This window comes from Chryseobacterium sp. Chry.R1 (genome assembly GCF_039645525.1).
GTDB lineage: Bacteria > Bacteroidota > Bacteroidia > Flavobacteriales > Weeksellaceae > Chryseobacterium > Chryseobacterium proteolyticum.
Genome location: NZ_CP151793.1, coordinates 1,105,216 through 1,129,760, shown reverse-complemented (window position 1 = coordinate 1,129,760; position 24,545 = coordinate 1,105,216). Strand labels below are relative to the sequence as shown.

Below are 24,545 nucleotides of genomic sequence, written 5' to 3'. Positions count from 1 at the left end.
ATGCACTTTTCCTAATGCGTCAATAGTTTTTATAAGTTGATGAAACATAAATAATTTTTTACCTTTGTACAGATTTAAAAAAACAAAAAATGTATCCAACAGATTTAGTAATGCCTATGAAGGCTGAACTTACAGATAAAGGCTTTGAAGACTTGACAACAACTTCTCAGGTACAAGAAGCATTAAAGCAATCAGGAACTACCCTATTAGTGATCAATTCAGTATGTGGGTGTGCTGCAGGAGCTGCAAGACCGGGAGTTGTTTACTCTTTGACCGGAGATAAAAAACCCGATCACTTGACAACCGTATTTGCAGGATATGATACTGAAGCTGTTTCAGAAGCGAGAAAACATTTAGCTCCGTTTCCTCCAAGCTCACCTTGCGTAGCTCTTTTCAAAGATGGAGAATTGGTTCACATGCTGGAAAGACACCACATTGAAGGAAATCCTGCAGGAGCAATTGCTGCAAACCTTCAGGCAGCTTACGACGAATATTGCTAGAAAACAATATATCCAGATAATCAACCGTTACAATATTTGTAACGGTTTTTTATTTTAAGCCATAAAAAATTCTCTGAAAAATCAAATATCATTATATTTGTTGAAATGGCAACGAAAGCACTTTTCAATACTGTGGTGAATTGGTTTATCCGTCAAAGGATAGACCAGATTCAGAATTTCATGAATCATCCGATTGAAACACAGAAAGGGATACTATTTTCCCAGTTGTTTCATGCCGAGGATACAGAATATGGGAAGAAGTATGGTTTTAATTCTATTTCGAGTTACCAGGATTTTAAAAATAAAGTTCCTATTGTTACCTATGAAGATTTCGAACCTTATATCGAGAGAGCACGACAAGGTTATAAAGATGTAAGCTGGCCTGGCTATATCAAACATTTTGCAAAGTCCTCAGGAACCACGAACGCTAAAAGCAAATTCATTCCCATCTCTGCCGAGAGCCTGGAATATTGCCATATGAAAGCCGGAAAAGACATGGTATCAATTTATGCCAATAACCATCCGGAAAATCAGCTTTTTACGAATAAAAATTTACGTCTCGGAGGCAGCTCCGAACTCTATGCCGATTTTAACACAAAATTCGGGGACCTTTCTGCTATCCTTATTGACAATCTTCCTTTTTGGGTGGAGATTACAACAACCCCCAGCAAAAAGGTATCACTCATGTCCGAGTGGGAAAGTAAACTGAGAGCCATTATATCTGAAGTTAAAAATGAAGATGTCGGAAGTTTACTGGGTGTTCCAAGCTGGATGCTTGTTTTACTCCAGAGGGTTCTGAAAGAAACGGATGTTCAGAATATCTCTGAGCTCTGGCCTAATCTGGAAGTCTTTTTTCACGGCGGAATAAGTTTTAAACCCTACAGGGAGCAATACAGCCAGATCATCGGAAAAAACATCAATTACTACGAAATTTACAATGCCTCAGAAGGCTTCTTTGGTATTCAGGACAGATCAAATAGTGACGAAATGCTTTTGATGCTGGATTATGGTATTTTCTACGAATTCATTCCTATGGATAAATTCCATTTCTCGAATCCACCGGTTGTAAGTCTTGAAGATGTTGAAGTCGGAAAAAATTACGCCATGGTCATTACCACCAATGGAGGATTATGGAGGTATCTGATCGGTGATACGGTTGTCTTTACATCCGTTAATCCGTTCAGGGTAAAAATTTCAGGAAGAACCAAACATTATATAAATGCTTTTGGGGAAGAATTAATGATCACCAATGTGGAGCTTGCACTTACAAAAGCCTGTGAACAGACAAATGCAGCCATTACAGATTTTACAGGAGCTCCTGTTTTCATGAAAGAAAATGAAAGCGGTGCTCATGAATGGATTTTTGAATTCAGTAAAAAGCCGGACGATCTCGACTGTTTTATCAATGCTTTCGATGAGTGCCTGAAGGCAGTTAATTCGGATTATGAAGCGAAGAGGTACAATAATATTACATTAAAAAAACCCATTGTTCATATAGCCAAACCCAATTTGTTCTATTCGTGGCTGGAGTCCAAAGGAAAGCTCGGGGGACAAAACAAGGTACCAAGACTCAGCAATGACCGGGAATATATAGACCCTTTATTAGAACTCAATAAGAATTAATAAAAAAACCGCAGTAAAAACTGCGGTTCTTTTTTATTTGCTTTTCAGATCTTCTTTTAATTTTTTAGCTCCCTCTTCTACTTTTCCGGCGCCTTTAGCTGCAGCATCCTTTACATCCTGTCCAAGCTCCTTCGCCCCTGCCTTAATATCTTTTCCAGCTTCATTAAGGTCTGCTTTTGCCTTATGCGCTGCATTATCTATTTTATCTCCGGTAGCATCCACTTTAGCTTTAACGTCTTCTTTTGCCTTGTTAATTTTAGTAGTATCTACAATATCTGCCGGGCTTTGCGTCACTGTAGTGCTGGTTGTTGTAATAGATCCGTCCGGATTTTCAACCTGCTCAGTTTTTGTTGTCGATTTGGTGCAGGAAACGACCAATCCGGCTACCATAAGTGCTGTTACAATTTGTTTTTTCATATTGATATTTTTTAAGAATGTATTCAAATTTATGAAAACTTCCGTATAGTTTTCATTGTTCAGGGAGAAGTTTTTCCTGCTTCCTCTTTCGCCTTTCCTTCTTTTTCCTTATTCTTTTTCTCCTCTTCCTGTTTCTTTTTGTTTTCTTTTTCCAGCTCCTGTTTAATACGTTGCTCTTCCTTTTGGATTCTCAGAGCCTCTTTTAAAGAATCCTGATACTTCTGGGAAGACATTCTGATTTTTCTTGCAATATCTACGGATATGGCACCATTAGAAAAGGAATCTATGGCAGTTGTATCATAATCCACTTTCGTCACCTGATCCGTCTCTACACGAACAGGTTCTCTTTTAGAACAGGAAGTAATCAGAATAGAAAAAACCGCTGCTAAAAAAAATACATTTTTCATGGAACTAATTTAACAGAAATTCCGCAATTACAGGATAGTGATCTGATAATTTTACGGACTGATCTATTTTGTAGCTTATGGGTCTTATGTCTTTAGAGGTGAAAATATAGTCGATTCTCAAAGGAACTTTATAATCATGAAAACTGGTAGAAATACCATTCCCGACTGTTAAAAAAGCATCATCCAGATTTTTCCCAAGATTATAATATTCATAAGAATTAGGCACGGAATTAAAGTCACCCGCCAGTATAACCGGATAAGGAGAAAAGTCGATTGCTTTTCTGATCTTTTTTATCTGATCTTCATGAGCCCTGAATGTGGGTGTCATGTGAGAAAGAAGAAGATGGAGTTTATTAGATCCTTTTCCAAGACTATTAAAATCAAACATCGATTTGTTCAGACGGAATGGTTCAAGATATACATTTACTATTCGTATGATTTTTCCATTAATATCAATATCCGCATAAAAAGAATTTCCTCTTGATTTATCTTCAATTAACTCTTCCTGTCTTACAATTTTATGTTTTGTCTTCAGGCTCACTACCGGATACTTAATCATATCTTTTCGTATTGCCCGGTTTGTATCTTTTTCCTGAACAAGAATAATATCAGCATTCTGATCCTTGATATATTTTGATACTTTATCCCAGCCAAACTCACCATACTTCACATTGAATGTCAATATTTTAACATCCCGTATTGATTTATAGTTTTCAGTTTTAGGAGAAAAGTTCACCCACCGTCTTATGGGATTATAAAAAACAAAAGTGCTTAACAGAAAAACAATGGCGATTTTATTTCTTTTAACGATCCAGACCAGCGTTAATAAAATATGTAATAAAATTAAATAGGGAAACCCTAATGAAAGAAGATTCAAGCCCCCAATAATGTTGGGCGGTATCCATGCATTCCCTAAGGTGCACAGTAATAATACGATAATTGCAATATGCAAAAACAACAATATCTGGTTCGGCTTCATGAAAAAAACGGTCTAGTCTTTTTTTAATCAAAAATCCTACCAATATGAAAAGCTTTAACGTATTTTATGAATATTATTTTTTTAATTTGAAAGTTGCAACCACCGGATAATGATCTGAAATTCTGACAGAACGGTCAACTTTATAACTTAGAGGTTGTATGGATTCCGATGTAAAAACGTAGTCGATTCGTATCGGGAATTTGTAGTCATGAAAGCTGGTAGCACTTCCTCTACCTGCTTCTACAAAGGCATCTTTTAACCCTTTTCCAAGATGGTAATACTCGTAAGAGTTAGGAACAGAATTGAAGTCACCTACTAATATTACCGGATAAGGAGACTCATCAATCCCTTTTCTTACCGCAGCAACCTGATCCTGGTGCATTTTGAAAGTCGGGATCAGCCTTTTAACGATATCTTTCAGCTTTTGTTCATCTTCATCACTATTTCCCTTAAGCTTTACCATGCTTTTTTCAAATTTAAAAGGCTGAAGGTAGACATTGATAAAACGATACGTATTTCCTTTGATCTCAATATCCGTCTGGTTGGCGTAGGCATTATTGGTCTCTGAATTACTCTCAATAAGTTCTTTCTGATCAATGATCTTATATTTTGAAGAAATTGAGACAATAACATCTCCTCTTCCTTTTCCCATTCCTTTAAAATTGTAATCCCGAACATGTTCTTGTAACAGAACCACATCCGCATTTTGAGAATCTACATAATCTTCAATATTTTTAATTCCCATCGTTCCTCCTTTTGCATTTAATGAGATGATTTTCAGATCGGATGTCTCCTTTTTTTCAGCAGAATAGTTGACCCATCTCTTAACAGGGTTCAAAAAAAGCAGTCCGAATGCAGCAAATACTATAGCCCTTTTTTTCCAGGCGAAAACCCAGAAAACAGTTAGCAATACATAAGCAGTGATTAAAACAGGAAAGCCTAATGATAAAAGATTAAACCATGGATATATTCTAGGAGGTACATAAGCATTCATTAATGTTCCCAACAAAAGAAACAAGATTCCCAGATGTACAATTAAAAATATTAGGCGAACAACTTTCACAGGATAGTATTAACGGAATCTATACAAATGCTTTTTCCATAGTAAAGCCAGGAGAAAGCCTACAATAGCCCCTCCCACGTGCGCAAAATGGGCAATACCTCCTACATTTCCTGAAACCCCTAAGTAAATTGAAATAACAAGTAGTATGGGTAAAAGGTATTTAACTTTAACAGGAACCGGAATAAACATAATCCCGATCTTTGAATCCGGATAAAGGGTAGCAAAAGCAGCAATAACTCCAAATATGGCTCCCGAAGCACCGACCATAGGAGTTCTTAATGCATTATAGAGACTTTGGGAAAGCTCCTTTCCTTCTTCTGTCGTAGCACTTATATTCATGTCTCCAGTATATCCTATTGCCGCTTTCTTATAAATTTCAGCCGCATTTAAGCCTAAGCTTTCCAGGCTGGAGGTAATCTGCTGAATTTCTATAAAATTCCAAAGATTGAATAAGAAAAATGCACCCAAACCACTTACAAAATAGAGGATCAGATACTTTCTTTCACCTAAAGACTGTTCCAATATAGGCCCAAAACTCCACAAAGTCAGCATATTAAATAAAATATGCATCAATCCTCCGTGCATAAACATATGGGTTATGATCTGCCAGGACCTAAAGTTGGGAGAAAAAGGATAATACGCAGAAAGTGTATTATACAGTTGTGGAAAAATATAGGATATAATAAATACAACAATATTTATTATAATTATATTTCTTGTAATCGGTGGTATATTGTTAAACATTTTTAAAATTTGTTTTTAAAATCATTGAAAGGAATTTCATAAAAGCATCGTTTCCCATTAGGTAAAAACTCAGGAAAACCTAATGCCGTAAAGTCCTTGATCAATTGTTCAGCATCCTTTTTATAAATAAAGTCAAATCTGGATTTAGACTGCATCTTCGTCCATTGATTCTGATAATACTGGTTGAATTCCTCATCTGTTTTATAATCCAGGATCTCAAACAGGTCTTCAAGAAACTTCATAACCTGGGTCTCTTTTAATCCCTCAGGCACCGCATCTATCCTCAATACACTTTCGTGGGCCACTTTCATATCGAATCCCAGCTCAGGAAGATATTTTTTGATTGATTTATATTTTGTTTTCTCAATCTCGTTCATATGATACTCCAGAGAGAAAAGAAGCGCATGACTGTTTATGGTTCCTTTTTTTGTCGGCTTATTATTTTCTGAAACAAAAAGCCTGTGCATTCTTCCCAGATCAAGCATCAGGGTTCTGTCCCCTTTATTGAACAGCCAATACCCGTTGGGAAGCCTCATCAGATCTTCATCAAAATCTTCATCCTCAAAAAGGTTTATTTTGGAAGGTTCCGCAGATATATTCTGATGGTACATTTCTGCAAGGTTCTGAATTTCAGCCTGCCTTACACCTCTTTCTTCCAAAAACGGATTATAATCCTTATCAACCACAATTTCCGGCATCTTTATAACCCCTCCGCTATTTGTCTTTCCCGGGAAGGTTTTTTGCATCAGCTCATCCAGCTGTGGGTCTTTCTCAAAATCAAGACTTGGAGCCACATTGTAAATTCCGAGAGATCTTTTTATTGTAGAACGGATCAGTGCAAAAATAAGATGCTCATCCTCAAATTTCACTTCTGTCTTTTGCGGATGAATATTAACGTCTATTTTTTCGGGATCCAGCTCCAAAAAGAGAAAGAAAGTAGGAATATAGCCAGGCAAAAGCAGTCCTTCGAATGCTTCCTGAACCGCTTTATTAAAATAAGGGCTCTTAAAGAATCTTCCGTTGACAAAAATAAATTGTTCCCCTCTTGTCTTTTTTGCCCCTTCAGGCTTGGCAACAAAACCATGCAGTTTACACCATATAATATCTTCCTTGATCGGAATAAGCTGTGGTTGCAACTTTCGTCCGAAGATATCTACGATCCTCTGCATCTGGCTTCCTTTTCTTAAGCGAAAAACCGGTTCATCATCATGGAATAATGAAAATTCCAAATTTTCATGGGCCAAAGCAACCCTTTGGAATTCATCAATAACATGTCTGAATTCAATATTATTATTTTTAAGGAATTTTCTTCTTGCAGGAACATTAAAGAAAAGATTTTTCACCAAAAAATTAGAGCCTTCTGAAGTTTGCACAGGATCCTGAAACTGGAAAACTCCACCTTCAATGTAAATATTGGTTCCTATTTTGGCATCTTTTTGTTTGGTTCTGAGTTCTACCTGGGAGACAGCCGCAATAGAAGCTAATGCTTCTCCACGAAATCCCTTTGTAGCAATTCTGAAAATATCTTCCGTCCCTCTGATTTTTGAAGTAGCATGTCTTTCAAACGCCATTCTGGCATCCGTTTCGGACATTCCTTTTCCATCATCAACAACCTGTATCAGATTTTTTCCGGCGTCCCTTACGATCAGTTCAATTTTAGAAGCCTCTGCATCGATAGCATTCTCCAATAATTCTTTCACAATGGACGCAGGTCTCTGCACCACTTCTCCCGCCGCAATTTGGTTGGCTACATGATCCGGTAAAAGCTGAATAATATCTGACATAAAAAACGTTAAATCAACTTACAAAAATAGTCAATGAAAATGGGAATAAAAACAATAAAAACGCGAATTAAAATTTTATTATCAATATGCAAAAATTCTGCCTTTTATGATTTATATAATAATCCCTTTATTTTTCATCCTTTTTAAAAAATACAATCCCCTAAATGTACGACACAAATAGAGGATTGATTCACAGCTTGTTTACACAAAATTAATACTGATAGTTTCTTTATTTATTCTTGTATTTTAATCATCAAATACAAGTCTTCTTTTTTCTTTGGTTTTAGATTTTCCATGGATCTTATCATACAGGTTGGCCAGAAGGCTGGGCTTTTTATAGATCTTACTGTATCTGTACCGCGTGTTAAAGTGGCGGACATGGATCGTATAGAAATCATACCCAATAACTACTAATAAACATATACTGATTACATAAAACACTCTGAATTCCAGATAATAATAGGTTAATCCGGAGAACACAGCTCCTAATACATAAGCCAGCATGATACTCGAAAGCAGTTTTGCCCTTGCAATCAGTTCCGGATTTCTCCTGTACTTTTTTTGGGTAAACATAGACGCCAGGATTCCAAGGTCGGTAGTGGTACCGGTAAGGTGTGTTGTTTTTACCGAGAAATTGGAAATACTTGCCGTTAACCCATTCTGTAAACCGGTTGCAAAAAGCATAAGGGCAACCAGATACTCTGTTTCTTCTACTGTTTTCCTGTAGAAAACCTGTCCGTAGATCCCTACAAAAAGCAAACACATAATTTCCAGCACAATAGGCATCGCATGGGCAAAGTATTTACTTTTTTTATTAAAATTAATAACGAAGAAGTTCGCTACAAAACTTCCGAAAAAGAAAAGGAATATCCATGCACCAACCACTGCCACCTGAGTCCAGTTTCCTTTACTGATCTCTGCAGCAAAAATGGCATAGTGTCCTGTTACGTTTGAGGTAAAAGAGAGAAAAATTAAGAGAGATGCTATATTTATAGTTCCCGCCGTAAAGGCCGTCAGCGTCCCCAACCTGATGTTGTCTCCCAATGTCCTGCTGTTACTATAATTTCTTAACATTTTTATTAATTTAAATAATTGAATTGTGTGTTTTTTTTAGACCTCGACAAAAATCTCAGCAAGTCTTCCTCTTTCCGGAAGGCTCTCAGAAATCTCAAGAGTAATCTCATGTGATTCAAGATCTTTGCATTTTTTGATGTACGGAATGATGTCGAACTTCCCCTTCCCTTTACTTTTAATCGATGGCGAATAATAAGCCTCGTCAATTTTTTCTGTTATTATGTAATTATTAAATGTTCTTTGAAAACTTCCTGTGAAAATATCGCAGGTCATTTTATTAATCAGGTGAGGATATTTGTTTTTTATGATGCTAAATGCGTCACAAAATTCATGGGATCTTATTTTACCGAATATGGTAGTCTTCGTCGTGAATAAAAGATCTCTGATAGAATCTCCCATGTCATATCCTGATACGAATATGATGTTATATTTTGTTTCGTCATGTTTCCCGTCTTTTTCCTTCAGTACTTTTTTTAATATATTTAATGACTCAAGGGAGTAATCGGTGGCAATTAAAATTGTTTTGGTCATATCTTCGATTTTAGTGTTATCTGATTTTGATAATACAAAACTATAGTGACCAAATTAGAGGATCTTTGGAATGGAATTAAAATGTCATTAAAGAGATTAAAATGAGATTAGAAAATTGTTAAGAGAATTTAATATGGAGAGGTGAATGGGTAAAAAAGATTGAATAATAGAATTTCAACCTATTCATTTACAGAACAAAATATATTAAGCCATCCCCCTCGACTCCAAAAGAATCTTACGATCTTTCAAGTTTAAGATTTCGCCCCCAATCCCTGGTTTTCTGCCTGCATCACATAGAAATTAGGAAAACGAAGCTGGACAGTAGTCCCCTGATTTTCATGGGAGCTTACAATCAGTTCTCCGTGATGCATTCTTACAATATTTCTTGCCAGTGGTAAGCCGATTCCATAGCCCTCATAGTTTTTCGTGTTAGAGGCTCTGAAGAACGGGTCGTAGATTTTATTCATTTCTTCCTGAGGAATTCCGATACCATTATCCTTTATAATAATATAAACATCGGTATCCGTGGCGCCTAAAGAAACCTTTACCTGCTGGAAATTGGAATATTTACACCCGTTATTGATGATATTGGCTACAGCAAGATGCAACAATTGCTCATTACCCTGAACTTTCAGCTTCTTTGGATTTTCCGGCAACATACTGATATCCAAATAAATATTGTTCCTCGTATCAATCCTTCTAAGGGTTTCAATAACATCCCAAAGGAGCTGATCGATCCTTACTTTATCTATCTTTTGGATCTTACCATCAAATCCGGTTTGAGCAATCATAAGCAAGGCTTTGATTTTCTTATCCAGTTTTTCGGCTTCATCGAGAATGATTTCCAGTGTTTCTTTATACTCTTCGGCGGTTCTGTTGATTGAGAGAGCAACATCTGCTTCTCCCATAATAGAAGTAAGCGGAGTTCTCAATTCATGTGAAACATTTCCGATAAGATGATTCTGGGTTTCAAATGAAGTTTCAATCCTGTTGAGCATATCATTGAAAGTATCTGCCAGTTCATTCAATTCTTTATTATCGGGATGGGACTCCAATCTTAAGTGAAGATTCTCCGAACTGATCTCTTTTACTTTCCCTGTAATTTTTAAAATAGGTTTGAATAAATTTTTAGATAAATAAAAAGAAAAGATCATGCTGAAAAACAAAGAAAGGATAATACAGGTAACCAATGTCCTCTTAAGGAATCCCAGATAATAAATCAGGTAATGGTTTTTCGCAGAAGCTATTGCTATATAATCTTTATCATGAAATCTGAATGACTGTCCTATATAATAAAACTCTTTATCATTATAATTGTCTTCCCCTTTTTTCATGATGTTCTTGAAAAAGGTATCCGGAATATGAACTTCCTGGGATATTTTCCTGAAATTGGAATCTGCAGGAACCATAAATACATAGTCCTTTTCCATGGGAAGCTCTTCGTCATTCAGGCTGTTCAGGATGTAGTTTTCCGGAAGGTCCAGATGTTCTTTTCCTTTTTCGATTTGTACTATCGTTGTTGTCCGGATTTTAAGCAATTCATAAAACCTCTGATGTGAAAAATTGACAATAGAGAAGTACACCAGCCCTCCAAACAGTAATATAATGGTAGTAAAAACCACCATTAAAAGTATCATTGTTTTGGTTTGGGTAGTAACAACTTTATTAAACATCCACTAAGGTTTTTTTAAAACATATCCCATCCCGATTACCGTGTGAATCAGCTTTTGATCATCCTGGTTGTCGAGCTTTTTCCTAAGATAATTAACGTATACATCTACCACATTAGTCCCCAGCTCATAATTCACGCCCCACACGGCGTCCAGAATTTCTGCCCGGGAAATTACTTTTTCCGTATTATTCAGAAAATACATCAACAACTTATATTCTGTGGAAGTAAGGGAAACTTCTTCTCCTGCACGGGTTACCTTTTTAGTATAATCATTCACGATCAGATCGGAAACCTGATAAATATATTCACTATCCGCATCCGGCTCTACCGCTTCTTGGGTCGCGGTATTATTAACGCTTCTTCTCAGCAGGGATTTTACACGGGCAACGAGTTCTATAAATTTAAAAGGTTTTACCAGATAATCATCTCCGCCACTCTCCAGGCCAAGGACAATATTCTCGGAGGTTCCCAATGCAGTCAGAAAAAGAATAGGAACATGCTGATTGGTCTTTCTTATTTCCTTACAGACATCAAGCCCATTCATTTCGGGCAGCATAATATCCAAAATTACCAGATCAAAATCATTGGCTTCTACCAGCTGTACTCCTGTACGTCCGTCAAAAGCTACAGAAATCTCATAGCCTTTTTCCTGAAGTCCCTTTTTTATAAAAGATACTACACTGGTTTCGTCTTCGATCAGAATAATTTTTTTCATAAGTAACGAATTTCACAAAAATAGCAAAAAGATAGGAAACGGAAGGAATGCATGAATCATGAGTTTTTCAATGAAATAATGGTAAAGTTGGTGAAAACTATAGAGAATAATATTACATTTGCTGTGATAAGCAACTAATGAAAAAAGTTTAGGTTAAATTTTTAAAGTATGAATGATTTTTTAATAGGAATAGGCAAAAGATTAAAAGATATTAGAAAGAAAAATAATTTAACCATCAACGAGCTGGCCTTTAAAGCCAATGTAAGCAATGGACTTGTGTCCAGGATTGAAAATGGGAGAACAATTCCTTCTCTTCCGGTTTTGTTGGACCTCATCCAGTCTTTGGAAATCGATGCCAGTTTTTTCTTCGAAGGCGTTGAAAAAAAATCAAATGCCAAATTCATCTATCTTCCTAAAGACAGTCAGCAACTTATAGAAAAAGAAGTAGAAGCGGAAGGCTTTAAATATGTGCATATTTTCAGTAAAAGTCTTCATTCTCTGGGCTTTGAAGCGGTTTTATTAACCCTTGAACCTAATTCCAAAAGAGAAAAAGTAATTACGGATGCCTGGGAATTCAAGTATATCCTGAAAGGAGAAGTAAAATACCTCATAGATAATGAAGAAGTCATTCTACATGAAGGTGATTCTCTATATTTTAACGGGAAGTTACCTCACGTTCCTGTAAGTATCAGCAATGAAAGCTGTATTATGCTGGTCCTTTATTTTTACTCAGATAAGTAATCCACTTATTTTTCCGGCCCATATCCGGAGTTAATTATAATCCGTTTTTCCATTAAAAAGTTTACAAATATTCAACTTTTACTTTTTACGGCTCCAATAAAATGAATACAAAATGAACTTATTTTCCTTTCATGTGTATTCACATTTTGAGATACTCTCTTTAAAAAAAACAACCAAACTCTCTGTTTTACAGCACTAATTATCAATTAATCTTATTTTTTAACGACTATTTTACGTAATACACCCTTAACAATATGGTGTTATTTGTTAATCATTACTTAATACCAAATATTTACATATATTAAAATTATTAGCTTGTTTTGCATAAAAATTTAATATTTGTAAAAATGAAAACAAGATTGAAGAAATTACTCCCCCTTATGTTTCTTTGTTTCATTGGATGGGCATCCGCCCAAAAACAAACGATTACGGGAGTTGTATCTGACGAGAATCAACCTCTTCCCGGAGCTACGATCAAGATAAAAGGATTATCTAAAAATATGGTTACCGATATTGATGGTAAATTCACCATTAATGATCTTAAGGCAGGTGAATATAATTTGCAGATAAGCTATATAGGATATGAAAGCACTACTCTTCCTGTAAGCATTCAATCCGAAGAAAATACTGATCTGGGCATAATCCGATTACAACAAAAACATAAAAATATTGACGAAGTAATTGTTACCGCCACATTAAAAAACAGCGAAGCAAGAGCTTTAAATCTTCAAAAGAATGCAATCAACATGACCAATGTAATTGCTTCGGATGGTATCGGAAAACTTCCGGACAGAAATGCCGCAGAAACCGTTCAACGGGTCCAAGGTGTTTCTATTGAAAGAGACCAGGGAGAAGGACGATTTGTGTCTATACGGGGACTTCCTCCGTTCTGGGCTTCAACAACGATTAATGGAAACAGGCTTCCAACGGCAGAGGAAGAAACCACTTCAAGAGCAACGGCTTTTGACTTCTTCCCAACAGAACTCATTTCTTACGTGCATGTCAATAAATCTTTTACTCCGGATATGGAAGCTGATGGAATAGGAGGCGGTGTGAATTTTATTACCAAAACCCCTCCTATGAAACAAGAGCTAAAGATCACGGTTGGAAGTGGTTACAATGCAAAATCCGACAAAGGAGTTTATAATCTGGGCTTATTGTACGGAGGAAGAACAAAGGATAAAAAGCTGGGATACCTTTTCAATATTGCCCACTTTACGAGAAACTGGTCTACAGATAATTTTGAGGCGAGAAGAAGTGGTGACCAGGGAGTCTTCAGATTGGAGTTGCGGGATTACAATGGGGTAAGAAAGACCACGGGGATCAATACAGCTTTTGAATACGTGTTGTCTCCAAAGAGCACTCTTTATTTAAAAGGAATGTACGGAACGTTAGCAGATGATGAAACCCACTACAAGCACAGAATAAGATTCGATAAATTCAGTTCTGCCAACAATACGGCAAGAGTGGAATTACAGAATATCCATAATCTTCTGATTACGCAGCTAACCTCTGTGTCTCTGGGAGGGATCCATCAATTGAATAAAGGAAAAATAGATTGGGACTTGTCCTACTATGATAACCGGTTCAAATATGGAAACATTCCGGATAAACAAAACAATTCTTATTATGTGATCAAATACACTCAGCCTGGAGTTGGCATTGATCCTAATTATATTGCAGATCGCGGAAATGGGCCGAGAGCGTATTGGAAAGCCGATGGCGGAAAATTGGATTATAAAGATCCTGATGCATTATTTGGGTTCTACAGTGACCCTAATTTCAAAATGGACGCTTCTCAAATGAGATTTACGGATCTTGAATTCTACAAAGTTTTTGTTGAAGAAAAAGACAAAATTGTAGCGGCCTTCAACCATGAGGTCTACGCTTCGGATAAACTGATCTTCAAGTATGGTTTTAAATACAGGGATAAAGAGCGTAATGCAAAATTTTCAGATATTTTCTATAACTGGAACAACGGAACCGCTCCCCTCCTTTCTGATTACGGGCAGTACATTACTACGCAGCCTAACGGTCCAAAATATTTAACTGAAATGAATGCCCATATTGGCAACAGTTTCGGTCCTGTTTTATCGACTACCGGAATGGACCAGTTCTGGTTCCAGAATCAGGGAAATTTAAAAATAAATCCCGCAGATTCGGAATCTTTGGTATACAATAAAGCATTGGGTAGAAACTTCGATGTATTTGAAAAACATGCCGACGCATATGGAATGGGAAAATATAAACTGAATGATAAAATTACAATATTGGGAGGGATCAGGTTGTCTAATACCAATACGAAGGTAAAAGGTTATAACGTAATTGATGATAAACTGGTTCCGGTAGAAAATACTAAAAAATACCTGGCCGTTTTACCCATGCTACACATCAAGTATGCATTAAACGACAAAACAAATCTTCGTTTTGCAGCAACAAGAACTTTTTCAAGACCCAATTTCGGGGATCTGACACCTGGAGGAACTTATATTGAGGCCGACAACGAGTTTAAGGGAGGAAATCCTAATCTTAATCCGACGTATTCGTTAAACATTGATCTGATGGGAGAATACTATTTCTCCAATGTAGGTATTTTAAGCGGAGGGATCTTTTACAAATCCATCACAGACCCCATTTTCCAGGATTCTTTTGTAGGTTCATATAATGGAAATCCGGGAGTTCAGTTTACAGCACCCAATAATGGAAAAACAGCGTCATTGGGAGGTCTTGAGCTTGGCCTGAACAGAAGATTCGACTTCCTTCCGGGATTCCTGCAATATTTCGGAACACAGCTAAACGCTACTTTCATGACTTCAAAAATGGAGAAACCCAGTGGTAGAAAGGTTGCCCTTCCTTATCAGGCAAAAGAACTATACAACATACAGTTATTCTTCGAAAAAAAGGGATTCAATGCAAGACTGGCTTATAACTATAAAGGAAAATACGCCGTGGAATACGCTGAAGATGATATCAATGACACGTACTATGGAAAGTACAGCAGCTTAGATTTTGGAGGATCTTATCAGTTTACAAAATTTCTGACGCTGTATGCAGATGTAAATAACATCCTGAATAAGCCTTTGATCTATCATTTCGGAAAGAATGAAAATCGCCCTGAACAGGTGGAATATTATGGTGTAAGATTCAATATGGGAATTAAACTTAACTTCTAGCAGGGTCAAAATGGAAGGCAACACCAATAAAAATAGAATGGTAACACTGAAGGCAGCATTTTCTGCTTTCGGTGTTTACTTCTGCATGTACGGATTCCGAAAGCCTTTTACGGTAGCTTCATTCGAAGGCCTTGCATACTTCGGAGTGGATTATAAGGTCCTGATAATCATTGCCCAGGTTATGGGATATTTTATTTCAAAATTCGTTGGAATCCGATTTATTTCTGAACTAAAACCCGCGAAAAGAATCTTCTATCTGTTGAGCTTTATTGCTATTGCAGAGCTTGCATTACTGGGTTTTGCAATCTGCCCGGCACCTTACAACATTATTTTTATGTTCATTAACGGTTTTCCGTTAGGATTGATCTGGGGAATTGTTTTCTCCTATATTGAAGGAAGAAAAACGACGGAGATCATAGGCTTGTTTTTATGCTCAAGCTTTGTCGTTTCATCCGGGTTTACCAAATCTGTCGGAAAATTTATAATGGATACGTTTGGTGTTTCAGAATTCTGGATGCCTTTTACAGCGGGATTGGTTTTTATTATTCCTTTGGTCATTTTCGGCATCATGCTAAATAAAATTCCCAAGCCATCAGCAGAGGACATTTTATTAAAGAATAAAAGACAACCATTAGACAAGCCTGCAAGAAGGGCATTAATCCGCCGTTTCTTCATTCCTATGATGTGCATTACTATTGTGTATATCAGTTTAACCATTCTCCGGGATTTCAGAGACAATTTCAACCGTGAGATATGGGATGCCCTTAGCTTTGCAACAGACAGCTCTGTTTTTACCCTGACGGAAATTCCGATCGCCATTGTAGTGCTTTTAATTTTAAGCCTTATGGTAAGGGTAAAAAACAATAAAAAAGCTTTTGCATATTATCATTACATTCTTTTTGCGGGAATACTAACGGTAGGATTTTCAACGTATTTCTTTCAGCATCATATGATGTCTCCGTTTCTATGGATGATGGTCTCCGGAATGGGAATGTATCTTTGCTATATTCCATTCAACGGAATTTATTTTGACAGGATGATTGCGGCCTTTGAAATCAAAGGAAATGTAGGGTTTCTGATTTATTTTGTAGATTCATTTGGTTATCTGGGCAGCGTTCTGATCTTACTTTATAAGAATTTCGGATCTTCCAAAACAACATGGCTGAATTTTTATATTCACCTTAACTATTTCATCGTAATTACGGTTTTGATTTCTTCAGTGATTGCTTTCCTAGCTTTCAAAAAAAAATCCAAACCTAAACTAAATAAAAATCAATACATCCATTTCGATGCTTCGAAAATGGTTTAAAACAAAAGTAAAATGACAACAAAATTTGATCTTATTGTTGTGGGTGGCGGAATTCTGGGAACATTCCACGCTTATCATGCACTAAAAAGAAACCTTAAAGTAGCTTTGGTAGAGAAAAATGCACAGCCTCAGGGAGCTACGGTAAGAAATTTTGGGCAGGTGGTTCCATCGGGAATGGATCTTAAATGGCAAAATTTCGGAAGAGAGAGTCTGGCCATATACAATGAGCTGCAATCCCAAACAGATCTAACAATACGAAAAAACGGTTCTGTTTACCTCGCTTCCAATGAAGAAGAACTTAAGCTTATCAATGAACTTTATGACATCAACCGGAAAAATGGTTACGAGTCTGTTCTTCTCTCAAAAAACGATTGTATGAAGAAATTTGATGGACTTCGTTCAGATTATTGTAAAGGCGGATTATTCTTCCCAGAGGAACTTTCTATAGATTCGGGGGAAATGATCATCAAACTTCATAAACTTTTACAGGAAAAACTGGATTTAAAGATCTATAATAATACGACCGTAATTGAAACGTATGAAGATAATAATCAATGTGTTGCCCAGACATCAGACGGACAGCAGTTACAGGCTGCAAAAATAATCATTTGCGGAGGTCATGAGTTTAAAACCTTATACCCTAACGTATTCAATGAAAGCGATTTAGTGGTCACGAAACTGCAGATGCTACAAACCAAAGCTCAGGGTATTTATTCCTTACAGGGAAATATCCTTACGGGGTTATCCATCAGAAGATACGAGTCCTTTCAGGAATGCCCTTCCTTCCAGGAAATCAAGGCTTTAGAAGCCCCTGATTCTTTCGAAAAGAGATATGGGGTCCATATTCTATTTAAGCAGACTCTTGATGGATCTATCATTTTAGGCGATTCTCATGAATATGCAAGCGCAAAGGATTCGGATGCCCTGGGATATGACCTGAATATGGAAATCGATGAGTTTATGATCAGCGAGGCCAAAAAGATCATTGATCTTCCAACCTATGAAATTCAGAGAAGATGGCTTGGGATCTATTCTCAATGTAAAACAAAAGATATTTTCGAACATAATCCATCTCCCAATATTCATATCATCACAGGTATCGGTGGCAAGGGTATGACCGCAAGCGGTGGATTCTCAAAATTTAACATAGATAAAATATACGCATAAAATAATGAAGAACATAGAATTATTGGTTCTGGATATGGCCGGAACAACAATTAATGAAGACAATGTAGTTTATAAAACTTTAATGCACGCAGTAAATGATTACGGTTATAATGTTACTCTGGAAAAGGTATTATCGAGCTGTGCAGGAAAGGAAAAATTAGAAGCCATCAGTGGTTTACTTATTGAAATAGGTGGCGACGCAAATGATTCCCTTCCCATTTTTGAAAATTTCTCTGATCAGCTAAAAGTAGCGTATCAGAACCTTGATGTAAAGCCGATCGAGGGTATTGAAAATTTTCTGCTAAAAATGAGGTCCAAGGACAAAAAAATTATTCTTAATACGGGATATACCTATGATATTGCGCAGCAGCTTCTGGATAAGCTGGGATGGAAAGAGAATGTATATTATGATGCCCTTATTACGGCTAATGATGTATCCGAAAGTCGCCCAAGTCCTGAAATGATTCATCTGGCCATGCAAAAATTCAACATCCTTGATCCTCAAAAAGTGCTGAAAGCAGGAGATTCGGTGGTTGATATTGAAGAAGGAAAAAATGCAGGGTGTGGATTAACGATTGCCGTTCTTTCTGGGGCTCAAAAAAGATCCGAACTTGAAAAATCCAATCCTGATTATATATTCAATACCCTATCTGAGGCTGAAGAAGTTATCTAGCATATTCTTTCATCTTACTACTGATCATTCAGCCTCAGTTTCTTATCGTTTTTTTATCCTTTAATTAACTTTAAGTTCACACATGTTTACAAATAGTAAATTAATTTTACAAATAATAAAATATTAATTACTATTTGTAAACATCTTCATTTCAAAAAACAAAATTTCTATGAAAACAAAACTATTTTCAATGGCTGTTATGGTGAGCTGCTTTTTAAGTGCTCAGACAAAAAAGGTTCTTTTTATCGGAATCGATGGTTGCCGGGCAGATGTTATGATGTCTTCCGATACACCTAATATTAAGTCGTTAATTACAAAATCGGTGTATTCCCTTGACGGCCTTTGTGCTGCGACAACCTGGAGTGGAAATGGATGGAGCACCATGCTAACTGGGGTATGGCATACAAAACACAATGTTCAGGATAATAATTTTACAAACCCGAATTATGTAAATTATCGCGATTTCCTTACCCGTGCAGAGGCCTATAATTCAAATTTAAGAACAATCTCCCTCGTACATTGGTCGCCTATTAACGATATTATTATTAAAAATGCAGATGTAAAGACCAATTTCAGCACAGATCTGGCGGTAAAAAATGCTGCCGTAGATGCATTGCAGAATGATAACCCAGATATTCTGTTTGTGGATTTTGATGACGTGGATCACGCAGGCCACTCTTATGGTTTTTCTTCGACCGTACCACAATATGTTTCCTCAATGCAAACAACAGACACTTATATCGGAGAAATTGTAAATGCGATGAAAAACAGGTCGACTTACAACAATGAAGATTGGCTGGTAGTCCTGACAACAGATCACGGGGCAGTAAATAATGGTCATGGAGGAGGAAATCTTTCTGAAAGGAATATCTTTACGATCTACTCTAATCCGAACCTTACTCCCCAACAGATCAGTAAAACGGACATCGATTCGAATATCACTTTCAACCAACTTAACTTCCCTGCCGGTACTTATGCCAAGCCTACCAACCAGGTTCCTTTTAACTTTGGGGCTAATCAGGACTTTACGATTGAATTTTGGGTAAAGCCTAATGCCAGCTTCTCGAGTGATCCTGTAATGATCAGTAATAAAAACTGGAACAGCGGAAAAAACAAAGGATTTGTTATCTCAGGATATTCGGGACAAACCTATAAAGTAAATATTGGTGATGGTACGAACAGAATTGACCTGGTAGGAGGAAAAATGGAAACCAATAAGTGGAAACATATTGCAGTAAGTTTTGATAGGGATGGCCTTGTAACTCTCTATGAGGACGGTGTGCCTGTTACTTTTGCCAAAATGAATACAATCGGAAATATTGATTCAGGGCTTCCGTTAACGATCAATCAGGACGGAACCAATACTTATGGACAGAACCTGGCCGCTTCGTACAAAGACATCAGGATCTGGAAATCAGCCCTTCCTAATGATGTTTTAGTTAATTGGGCTACCCAAAATATCACTTCTGCCCATCCTTATTATGCTCAATTACTGGCTAATTGGAAATGCAATGAAACTTCCGGCAATACACTAACAGATTCAAGTTCAAACAGTAATAACAGTACGATTACAGGAAGTCCTACCCGTAGCCTCAATACAACAACTAACTTTAAAATCTATAATTATTTATCTACCACAAGAGAAACAGATCATCTTCCAACTGTACTGAACTGGCTATGTGTTCCTGTAGAAAGCTCCTGGGGAATTGATGGTACCAACAGATTATCCAGCTGCCAGAGCAATACTTTGTCTGCAAAAAACACGGAAAGACCAGCAGAAGATTTTAAGATATATCCCAACCCGGCAAATCAGAATATCAATATAAAATTCAAATCTGATGAGAAAGAAATGACATTTACAATCATCGATACCCGAGGGTCCGTGGTTTTGTCTAAAACATCGAAATCATCGGATGGACAATATGACGAGACATTTGATATTCATAAAGCCCCAACAGGTGTTTATTTTATAAAAGTTACAGGAGTCCAGAAGTCCCTAACGAAAAGCTTTATTAAGAAATAAGAAAGAATTTCAATATCATTAGTAGATTTAAATTGGATATTAGAACGAGGATTACTCCAGGTTCTAATATCTTTTTTTTATTTAATCCCTAAGCTTTAGCTCCATCTGTGTATCGCAACGGTTATACGCCGAATGAGTAACCGGAATATGCTCAAATCCAAGCTTTTCATATAATTTAATCGCTGGCACCAAAATAGAATTGGTCTCCAGAAATATTTTCTCCGCGTGTAATGATTTTGCTTTCTCCACCAAAGCCTTTCCTAAAAGATATCCTATCTTTTTACCCTGGGCCTTGGGGCTTACTGCCATTTTCGAAAGTTCATAGGTTTCAGGTCCTGCCTTCACTAAAGCACAGGTTCCTACCACTTCATTATCCAATAGGGCAAATACAATGTGACCTCCTTTACTGATAATATATTCCTCAGGATTATCAAGCAATTTGTAGTCCCCGCTTTCCATCACGAAGAATGTTTTGATCCACTCTTCATTCAATGCTTTAAAAGCTTCTTTGTATTGAGGGTGATACGCCTCAATCTTTACTTCATTATTCTGGTCATTCATATTCTTTATAGTATTAAATATTATTCTTTATCATATTTCCGAGTTTTTCAATATCACTTTCCACCCTATCGGTCCATTCCAGGGCATAATTCAGTCGCATACAGTTCCGGTACTGATCATATTGTGAAAACATCCTTCCCGGAGCAAAATTGATTTTATGACTAAAAGCTTCGTCAAAAAGATCCTCAGTACATATCCTTTTATCGAGCTCCAGCCAAAGCATAAACCCACCTTTAGGTTCCGAGATTTTGGTATTATCCGGAAAATAGGAGGTAATCGCTCTCTGAATCTGCAAATAATTGGAATAGACTTTATTTCTGAACATTCTTAAATGATGATCATATCTTCCATATTCAAGAAAATCAGCAATCACATCGGAGTATAATGACGGACTGCATACCGTCTGAACCAGCTTCTGGCGGATGATCCTGTCTTTAAATTGTCCCGGGGCGACCCAACCTACCCGGTATCCGGGAGCCATAGTCTTGGATACAGAGCCTACCCACATCACCAGCCCTGCTTCATCATAAAATTTACAGGGCTTGGGGCGTTCTGCTCCAAAGTATAAATTCCCATAAATGTCATCTTCAATCAGCGGGACATTGTAATGAGTAATTAATCTTACCAATTCCTTTTTATGCTCATCGGGCATCTGAAAGCCCATCGGATTATTAAAATTAGTCACAAAACAACATGCCGATAATTTCGGCAATACCTTTTTCAGGGCATCAAGATCTACTCCATATACCGGATGAGTAGGAATTTCTACGGCTTTCAACCCTAATAACTGAATAGCCTGTAAGATCCCAAAATAGGCCGGACTTTCAATCGCGACAGAATCACCGGGCTGCGTCACTGCCATCAAACTGTTATAGATGGCATTCATTGCTCCGGACGTAATAACCAGGTCGTCTTCTGTAATTTTTCCTTCCATCACTAAAGACCATTTGGCAATCTCCCGGCGAAGATTATGATTCCCTTGTACCGGCTCATAATTCGTTCCAAAATCATTTTTACTTTTGATTACATTAATGATGGATTTCTTCATCTTAGCCAAAGGCAGAAAATTCTTGCCGGGTATAGCTAAAGCAAATTGGGTGATTCCTGAATCTGAAATCGTTCCGAATACTTTATCTATAAGATCTTCTTTGGTTCCCTCTATTTTGGAATCCTTCATTTTGGTTACAGATGGAAGATCCAGTTTCCTCTGGGAAGTGTGGCTTACATAATATCCAAACTTGGGTCGGGACTCAATCAAAGACCGGCTTTCCAATTCCATATAAGCCAGTTTGATCGTATTCAGGCTTACATTGTATAACTTCTGGGCACTTCTTAGGGAAGGCAGTTTATCTCCAAACTGTAAGGTTTCAGTCTGGATCTGCTCCATCATTATTTTTGCTATTTTAAGATATAAGACTTCTTTGCCCATAATATCATTGTTTTACATAAAGCAAGCAAAAAGCTATTCATCCTTAAATATTGATCCAGTTTATGATCCTGCTGATGGTGCTTTTCAATTGCCCGGGGTCATTATAATTATCTGAAGGAGCTTTTTTAAAACAATCTTCAGCATACTTTTTGAAGGCCTCTTTTTCTTTTGCATCCATATTCCCGGCTTCAAAAATCACAAAATCTACTGTATCCTGATCATTGATGATAAGACTTGCAAAAGCTATAATTTCATCTGTTTTTTTGGCCATTACAAACGGAAGTCCAAAGTCTTCATTCACTTGCTTCAGATTTCTTTCTTTCACAAAAATCTGTTTCAGGTGCACCAGATCAGAAATATAAACCTCATCAAACTGAAGTTTGCCTGTAGGCAGAAAGCATGTTTCCATAGTGTTTACATTAGATATGTAAAGTTAAAACACAATGCTAAAAGGATACAGATACAGAACTTACTATTATTGTGGGTACAGCAAATTTATTAAAAAGAATTGGTTTGTATTATCGGAGCGTTATTCTACCGATATGGTATCGAAAACCCTTCAGCTAAAATCCGGAAAATAGTTTTGCAGAGATTTGAAAGGTTCAAATAAATTTTCAAATCGAAAAGGTAGATTCTATGCTTTCTTTATTTTAAAGACTTTTTATCCTTTTATTAATTTTTTATCTAAAAAAACATCAATTGTCCATAACCTGAAATCCTTATGAATAAAGGACTTTACAAACATTACAAAGAAATTTTCGATTGTATACATATTAAATTTTATAAACACAATTAACTTTTCAGTAAATAATCAATCAAATGATTGTTTTGTGCTAATTTTATACATACGTTTTTTTTAAGGAATGTTTAATACGAAATCGGGATTATCATGATCCCAGCTGAGCTATGAAAATACCCAAACAACTCAATGTGATCAGGAGGAAGGTAATGCGTGGTCTTACCAAAAATATGGGCCAGTCGAATTCTACCGTTAAACCCGGCAAAGAAGTCATCATAAAAAAAATATTGATTTCACGCCCCAACCATAGATTAGGGAATTTATTATTGCTGTCCCCTATCGTTCAGGAGGTTAACGATACTTTTCCGGATGCCAGGATTGATTTATTTGTAAAGGGAAGCATATCACCTATTATTTTTAAAAATTATAAAAATATTGACCAGATCATTCAGCTTCCGAAGAAACCTTTCAGCAATCTTCTGAAATACATCCGGAGCTGGAGTTTGCTTCGCTGGAAAAAGTATGATTTAGTGATCAATACCAGCCATAGCTCGTCATCGGGAAAAATATCCACACAACTGGCCAATGGCGATTATAAGTTCTTTAATGAATGGAGTGATGAACTTCATTCAGAATATCCGGATTATCCGCATGCGGCAAAAAATCCTATTTATAATTTGCGAAAATTTCTTACCCACCTGGGATTTGAAAGAAATACAGGAAAGGTTCCTTTTTTAAATATAAAGCTGAGCCCGGAAGAAATAGAAACGGGTAAAAGGAAATTAGAAGGAATTACTAAAAACGATAAAAAAACCATTTGTCTCTTTACCAATGCCACAGGCGATAAATGCTATTCCAATACCTGGTGGGCATCATTCTATGAAAGCCTGAAAATGACATTTCCAGATTATAATATTGTTGAACTTCTACCGGTAGAAAATATTTCCAGATTAGATTTCAAAATTCCCAGTTTTTACAGTACCGACATCCGGGAAATGGGTGCCTTTATAGCCAATACCAGTGTTTTTATTGCCGCAGATAACGGTGTAATGCACTTAGCCAGTGCCGTAGGAACACCGACAATAGGATTGTTTATGGTAACGGATGAAAATGCATATAAACCCTATAACGATAAAAGCTTCTCCATTAATACAAATAATGTTAAGGAATCCGAAATACCGGATTTAATAAAAACGGTCCTTCAATAACCGTTGACTAATA

General features: G+C 36.8%; 22 protein-coding genes. 9 read left to right on the top strand and 13 right to left on the bottom strand.

Features of this window, described 5'->3' with window-relative positions; all coding sequences use genetic code 11:
• The first annotated feature begins 89 nt into the window (after positions 1–89).
• Both AAEU33_RS05355 and AAEU33_RS05350 read left to right on the top strand, forming a co-directional pair.
• Positions 90–500, top strand: a complete 411-nt coding sequence (locus AAEU33_RS05355) for a BrxA/BrxB family bacilliredoxin (RefSeq protein ID WP_172281556.1) — start codon at positions 90–92, stop codon at positions 498–500.
• Between the two features lie 105 nt (positions 501–605).
• The gene (locus AAEU33_RS05350; protein ID WP_345991248.1) at positions 606–2,123 is read left to right on the top strand and encodes a GH3 auxin-responsive promoter family protein; all 1,518 of its coding nucleotides are present in this window, start codon (positions 606–608) and stop codon (positions 2,121–2,123) included.
• Between the two features lie 33 nt (positions 2,124–2,156).
• Here the strand turns inward: AAEU33_RS05350 and AAEU33_RS05345 are convergent, their stop codons facing one another.
• From AAEU33_RS05345 to AAEU33_RS05300, 10 genes are all read right to left on the bottom strand, one after another.
• On the bottom strand, positions 2,157–2,540 hold the full coding sequence (locus AAEU33_RS05345; protein ID WP_172281559.1) for a hypothetical protein: 384 nt from the start codon (positions 2,538–2,540) through the stop codon (positions 2,157–2,159).
• 59 nt (positions 2,541–2,599) lie between these two features.
• Positions 2,600–2,947 carry a hypothetical protein gene (locus tag AAEU33_RS05340; RefSeq protein WP_172281561.1) on the bottom strand — a complete coding sequence of 116 codons (348 nt, stop codon included), beginning with the start codon at positions 2,945–2,947 and terminating at the stop codon, positions 2,600–2,602.
• Positions 2,948–2,951: 4 nt separating this feature from the next.
• A complete protein-coding gene (locus AAEU33_RS05335; RefSeq protein ID WP_172281562.1) occupies positions 2,952–3,926 on the bottom strand; it encodes an endonuclease/exonuclease/phosphatase family protein in 975 nt (324 codons plus the stop codon).
• A gap of 73 nt (positions 3,927–3,999) precedes the next feature.
• Positions 4,000–4,989, bottom strand: a complete 990-nt coding sequence (locus AAEU33_RS05330) for an endonuclease/exonuclease/phosphatase family protein (RefSeq protein ID WP_172281564.1) — start codon at positions 4,987–4,989, stop codon at positions 4,000–4,002.
• Between the two features lie 9 nt (positions 4,990–4,998).
• Complete coding sequence (locus AAEU33_RS05325) at positions 4,999–5,733, bottom strand: rhomboid family intramembrane serine protease (RefSeq protein WP_273650211.1); 735 nt, start codon at positions 5,731–5,733, stop codon at positions 4,999–5,001.
• Positions 5,734–5,735: 2 nt separating this feature from the next.
• Complete coding sequence (gene mutL / locus AAEU33_RS05320) at positions 5,736–7,517, bottom strand: DNA mismatch repair endonuclease MutL (protein WP_345991245.1); 1,782 nt, start codon at positions 7,515–7,517, stop codon at positions 5,736–5,738.
• A gap of 246 nt (positions 7,518–7,763) precedes the next feature.
• Positions 7,764–8,591, bottom strand: coding sequence for a YoaK family protein (locus AAEU33_RS05315; RefSeq protein ID WP_172281570.1), 828 nt, complete (start codon positions 8,589–8,591; stop codon positions 7,764–7,766).
• Positions 8,592–8,627: 36 nt separating this feature from the next.
• Positions 8,628–9,122, bottom strand: a complete 495-nt coding sequence (locus tag AAEU33_RS05310) for a hypothetical protein (protein WP_345991243.1) — start codon at positions 9,120–9,122, stop codon at positions 8,628–8,630.
• Between the two features lie 251 nt (positions 9,123–9,373).
• On the bottom strand, positions 9,374–10,795 hold the full coding sequence (locus tag AAEU33_RS05305) for a HAMP domain-containing sensor histidine kinase (protein WP_172281573.1): 1,422 nt from the start codon (positions 10,793–10,795) through the stop codon (positions 9,374–9,376).
• Between the two features lie 3 nt (positions 10,796–10,798).
• Positions 10,799–11,509, bottom strand: a complete 711-nt coding sequence (locus tag AAEU33_RS05300; protein WP_172281575.1) for a response regulator transcription factor — start codon at positions 11,507–11,509, stop codon at positions 10,799–10,801.
• A gap of 168 nt (positions 11,510–11,677) precedes the next feature.
• Between AAEU33_RS05300 and AAEU33_RS05295 the strand changes: the two genes are divergently transcribed.
• The 6 genes from AAEU33_RS05295 to AAEU33_RS05270 all read left to right on the top strand — a co-directional run bounded on the left by AAEU33_RS05295 (position 11,678) and on the right by AAEU33_RS05270 (position 20,595).
• Positions 11,678–12,250 (top strand): helix-turn-helix domain-containing protein, encoded by a 573-nt coding sequence (locus AAEU33_RS05295; protein WP_172281576.1) that lies wholly within the window; start codon positions 11,678–11,680, stop codon positions 12,248–12,250.
• 347 nt (positions 12,251–12,597) lie between these two features.
• Positions 12,598–15,423: a TonB-dependent receptor gene (locus AAEU33_RS05290; RefSeq protein WP_345991240.1), complete on the top strand. Its 2,826-nt coding sequence runs from the start codon at positions 12,598–12,600 to the stop codon at positions 15,421–15,423.
• Positions 15,424–15,460: 37 nt separating this feature from the next.
• Entirely contained in the window at positions 15,461–16,732 is a 1,272-nt protein-coding gene (locus tag AAEU33_RS05285; RefSeq protein ID WP_345991238.1) for a DUF5690 family protein, read from the top strand.
• Between the two features lie 12 nt (positions 16,733–16,744).
• Positions 16,745–17,899 carry a TIGR03364 family FAD-dependent oxidoreductase gene (locus AAEU33_RS05280; RefSeq protein ID WP_345991236.1) on the top strand — a complete coding sequence of 385 codons (1,155 nt, stop codon included), beginning with the start codon at positions 16,745–16,747 and terminating at the stop codon, positions 17,897–17,899.
• Positions 17,900–17,903: 4 nt separating this feature from the next.
• Positions 17,904–18,572: an HAD hydrolase-like protein gene (locus tag AAEU33_RS05275; protein WP_273650216.1), complete on the top strand. Its 669-nt coding sequence runs from the start codon at positions 17,904–17,906 to the stop codon at positions 18,570–18,572.
• A gap of 169 nt (positions 18,573–18,741) precedes the next feature.
• Positions 18,742–20,595: an alkaline phosphatase family protein gene (locus AAEU33_RS05270; protein WP_345991234.1), complete on the top strand. Its 1,854-nt coding sequence runs from the start codon at positions 18,742–18,744 to the stop codon at positions 20,593–20,595.
• A gap of 81 nt (positions 20,596–20,676) precedes the next feature.
• On the opposite strand, the gene AAEU33_RS05265 is transcribed toward AAEU33_RS05270, so the two are convergent.
• Genes AAEU33_RS05265 through AAEU33_RS05255 form a run of 3 tightly spaced genes read right to left on the bottom strand, consistent with a single transcriptional unit; the run spans position 20,677 to position 22,994 of the window.
• Positions 20,677–21,156 carry a GNAT family N-acetyltransferase gene (locus tag AAEU33_RS05265; protein ID WP_273650218.1) on the bottom strand — a complete coding sequence of 160 codons (480 nt, stop codon included), beginning with the start codon at positions 21,154–21,156 and terminating at the stop codon, positions 20,677–20,679.
• A gap of 13 nt (positions 21,157–21,169) precedes the next feature.
• Positions 21,170–22,585, bottom strand: coding sequence for a PLP-dependent aminotransferase family protein (locus AAEU33_RS05260; RefSeq protein WP_345991232.1), 1,416 nt, complete (start codon positions 22,583–22,585; stop codon positions 21,170–21,172).
• Positions 22,586–22,628: 43 nt separating this feature from the next.
• On the bottom strand, positions 22,629–22,994 hold the full coding sequence (locus AAEU33_RS05255) for a hypothetical protein (RefSeq protein ID WP_273650219.1): 366 nt from the start codon (positions 22,992–22,994) through the stop codon (positions 22,629–22,631).
• 497 nt (positions 22,995–23,491) lie between these two features.
• Between AAEU33_RS05255 and AAEU33_RS05250 the strand changes: the two genes are divergently transcribed.
• The gene (locus AAEU33_RS05250) at positions 23,492–24,532 is read left to right on the top strand and encodes a glycosyltransferase family 9 protein (protein WP_172281600.1); all 1,041 of its coding nucleotides are present in this window, start codon (positions 23,492–23,494) and stop codon (positions 24,530–24,532) included.
• The last annotated feature ends 13 nt before the right edge of the window (positions 24,533–24,545 follow it).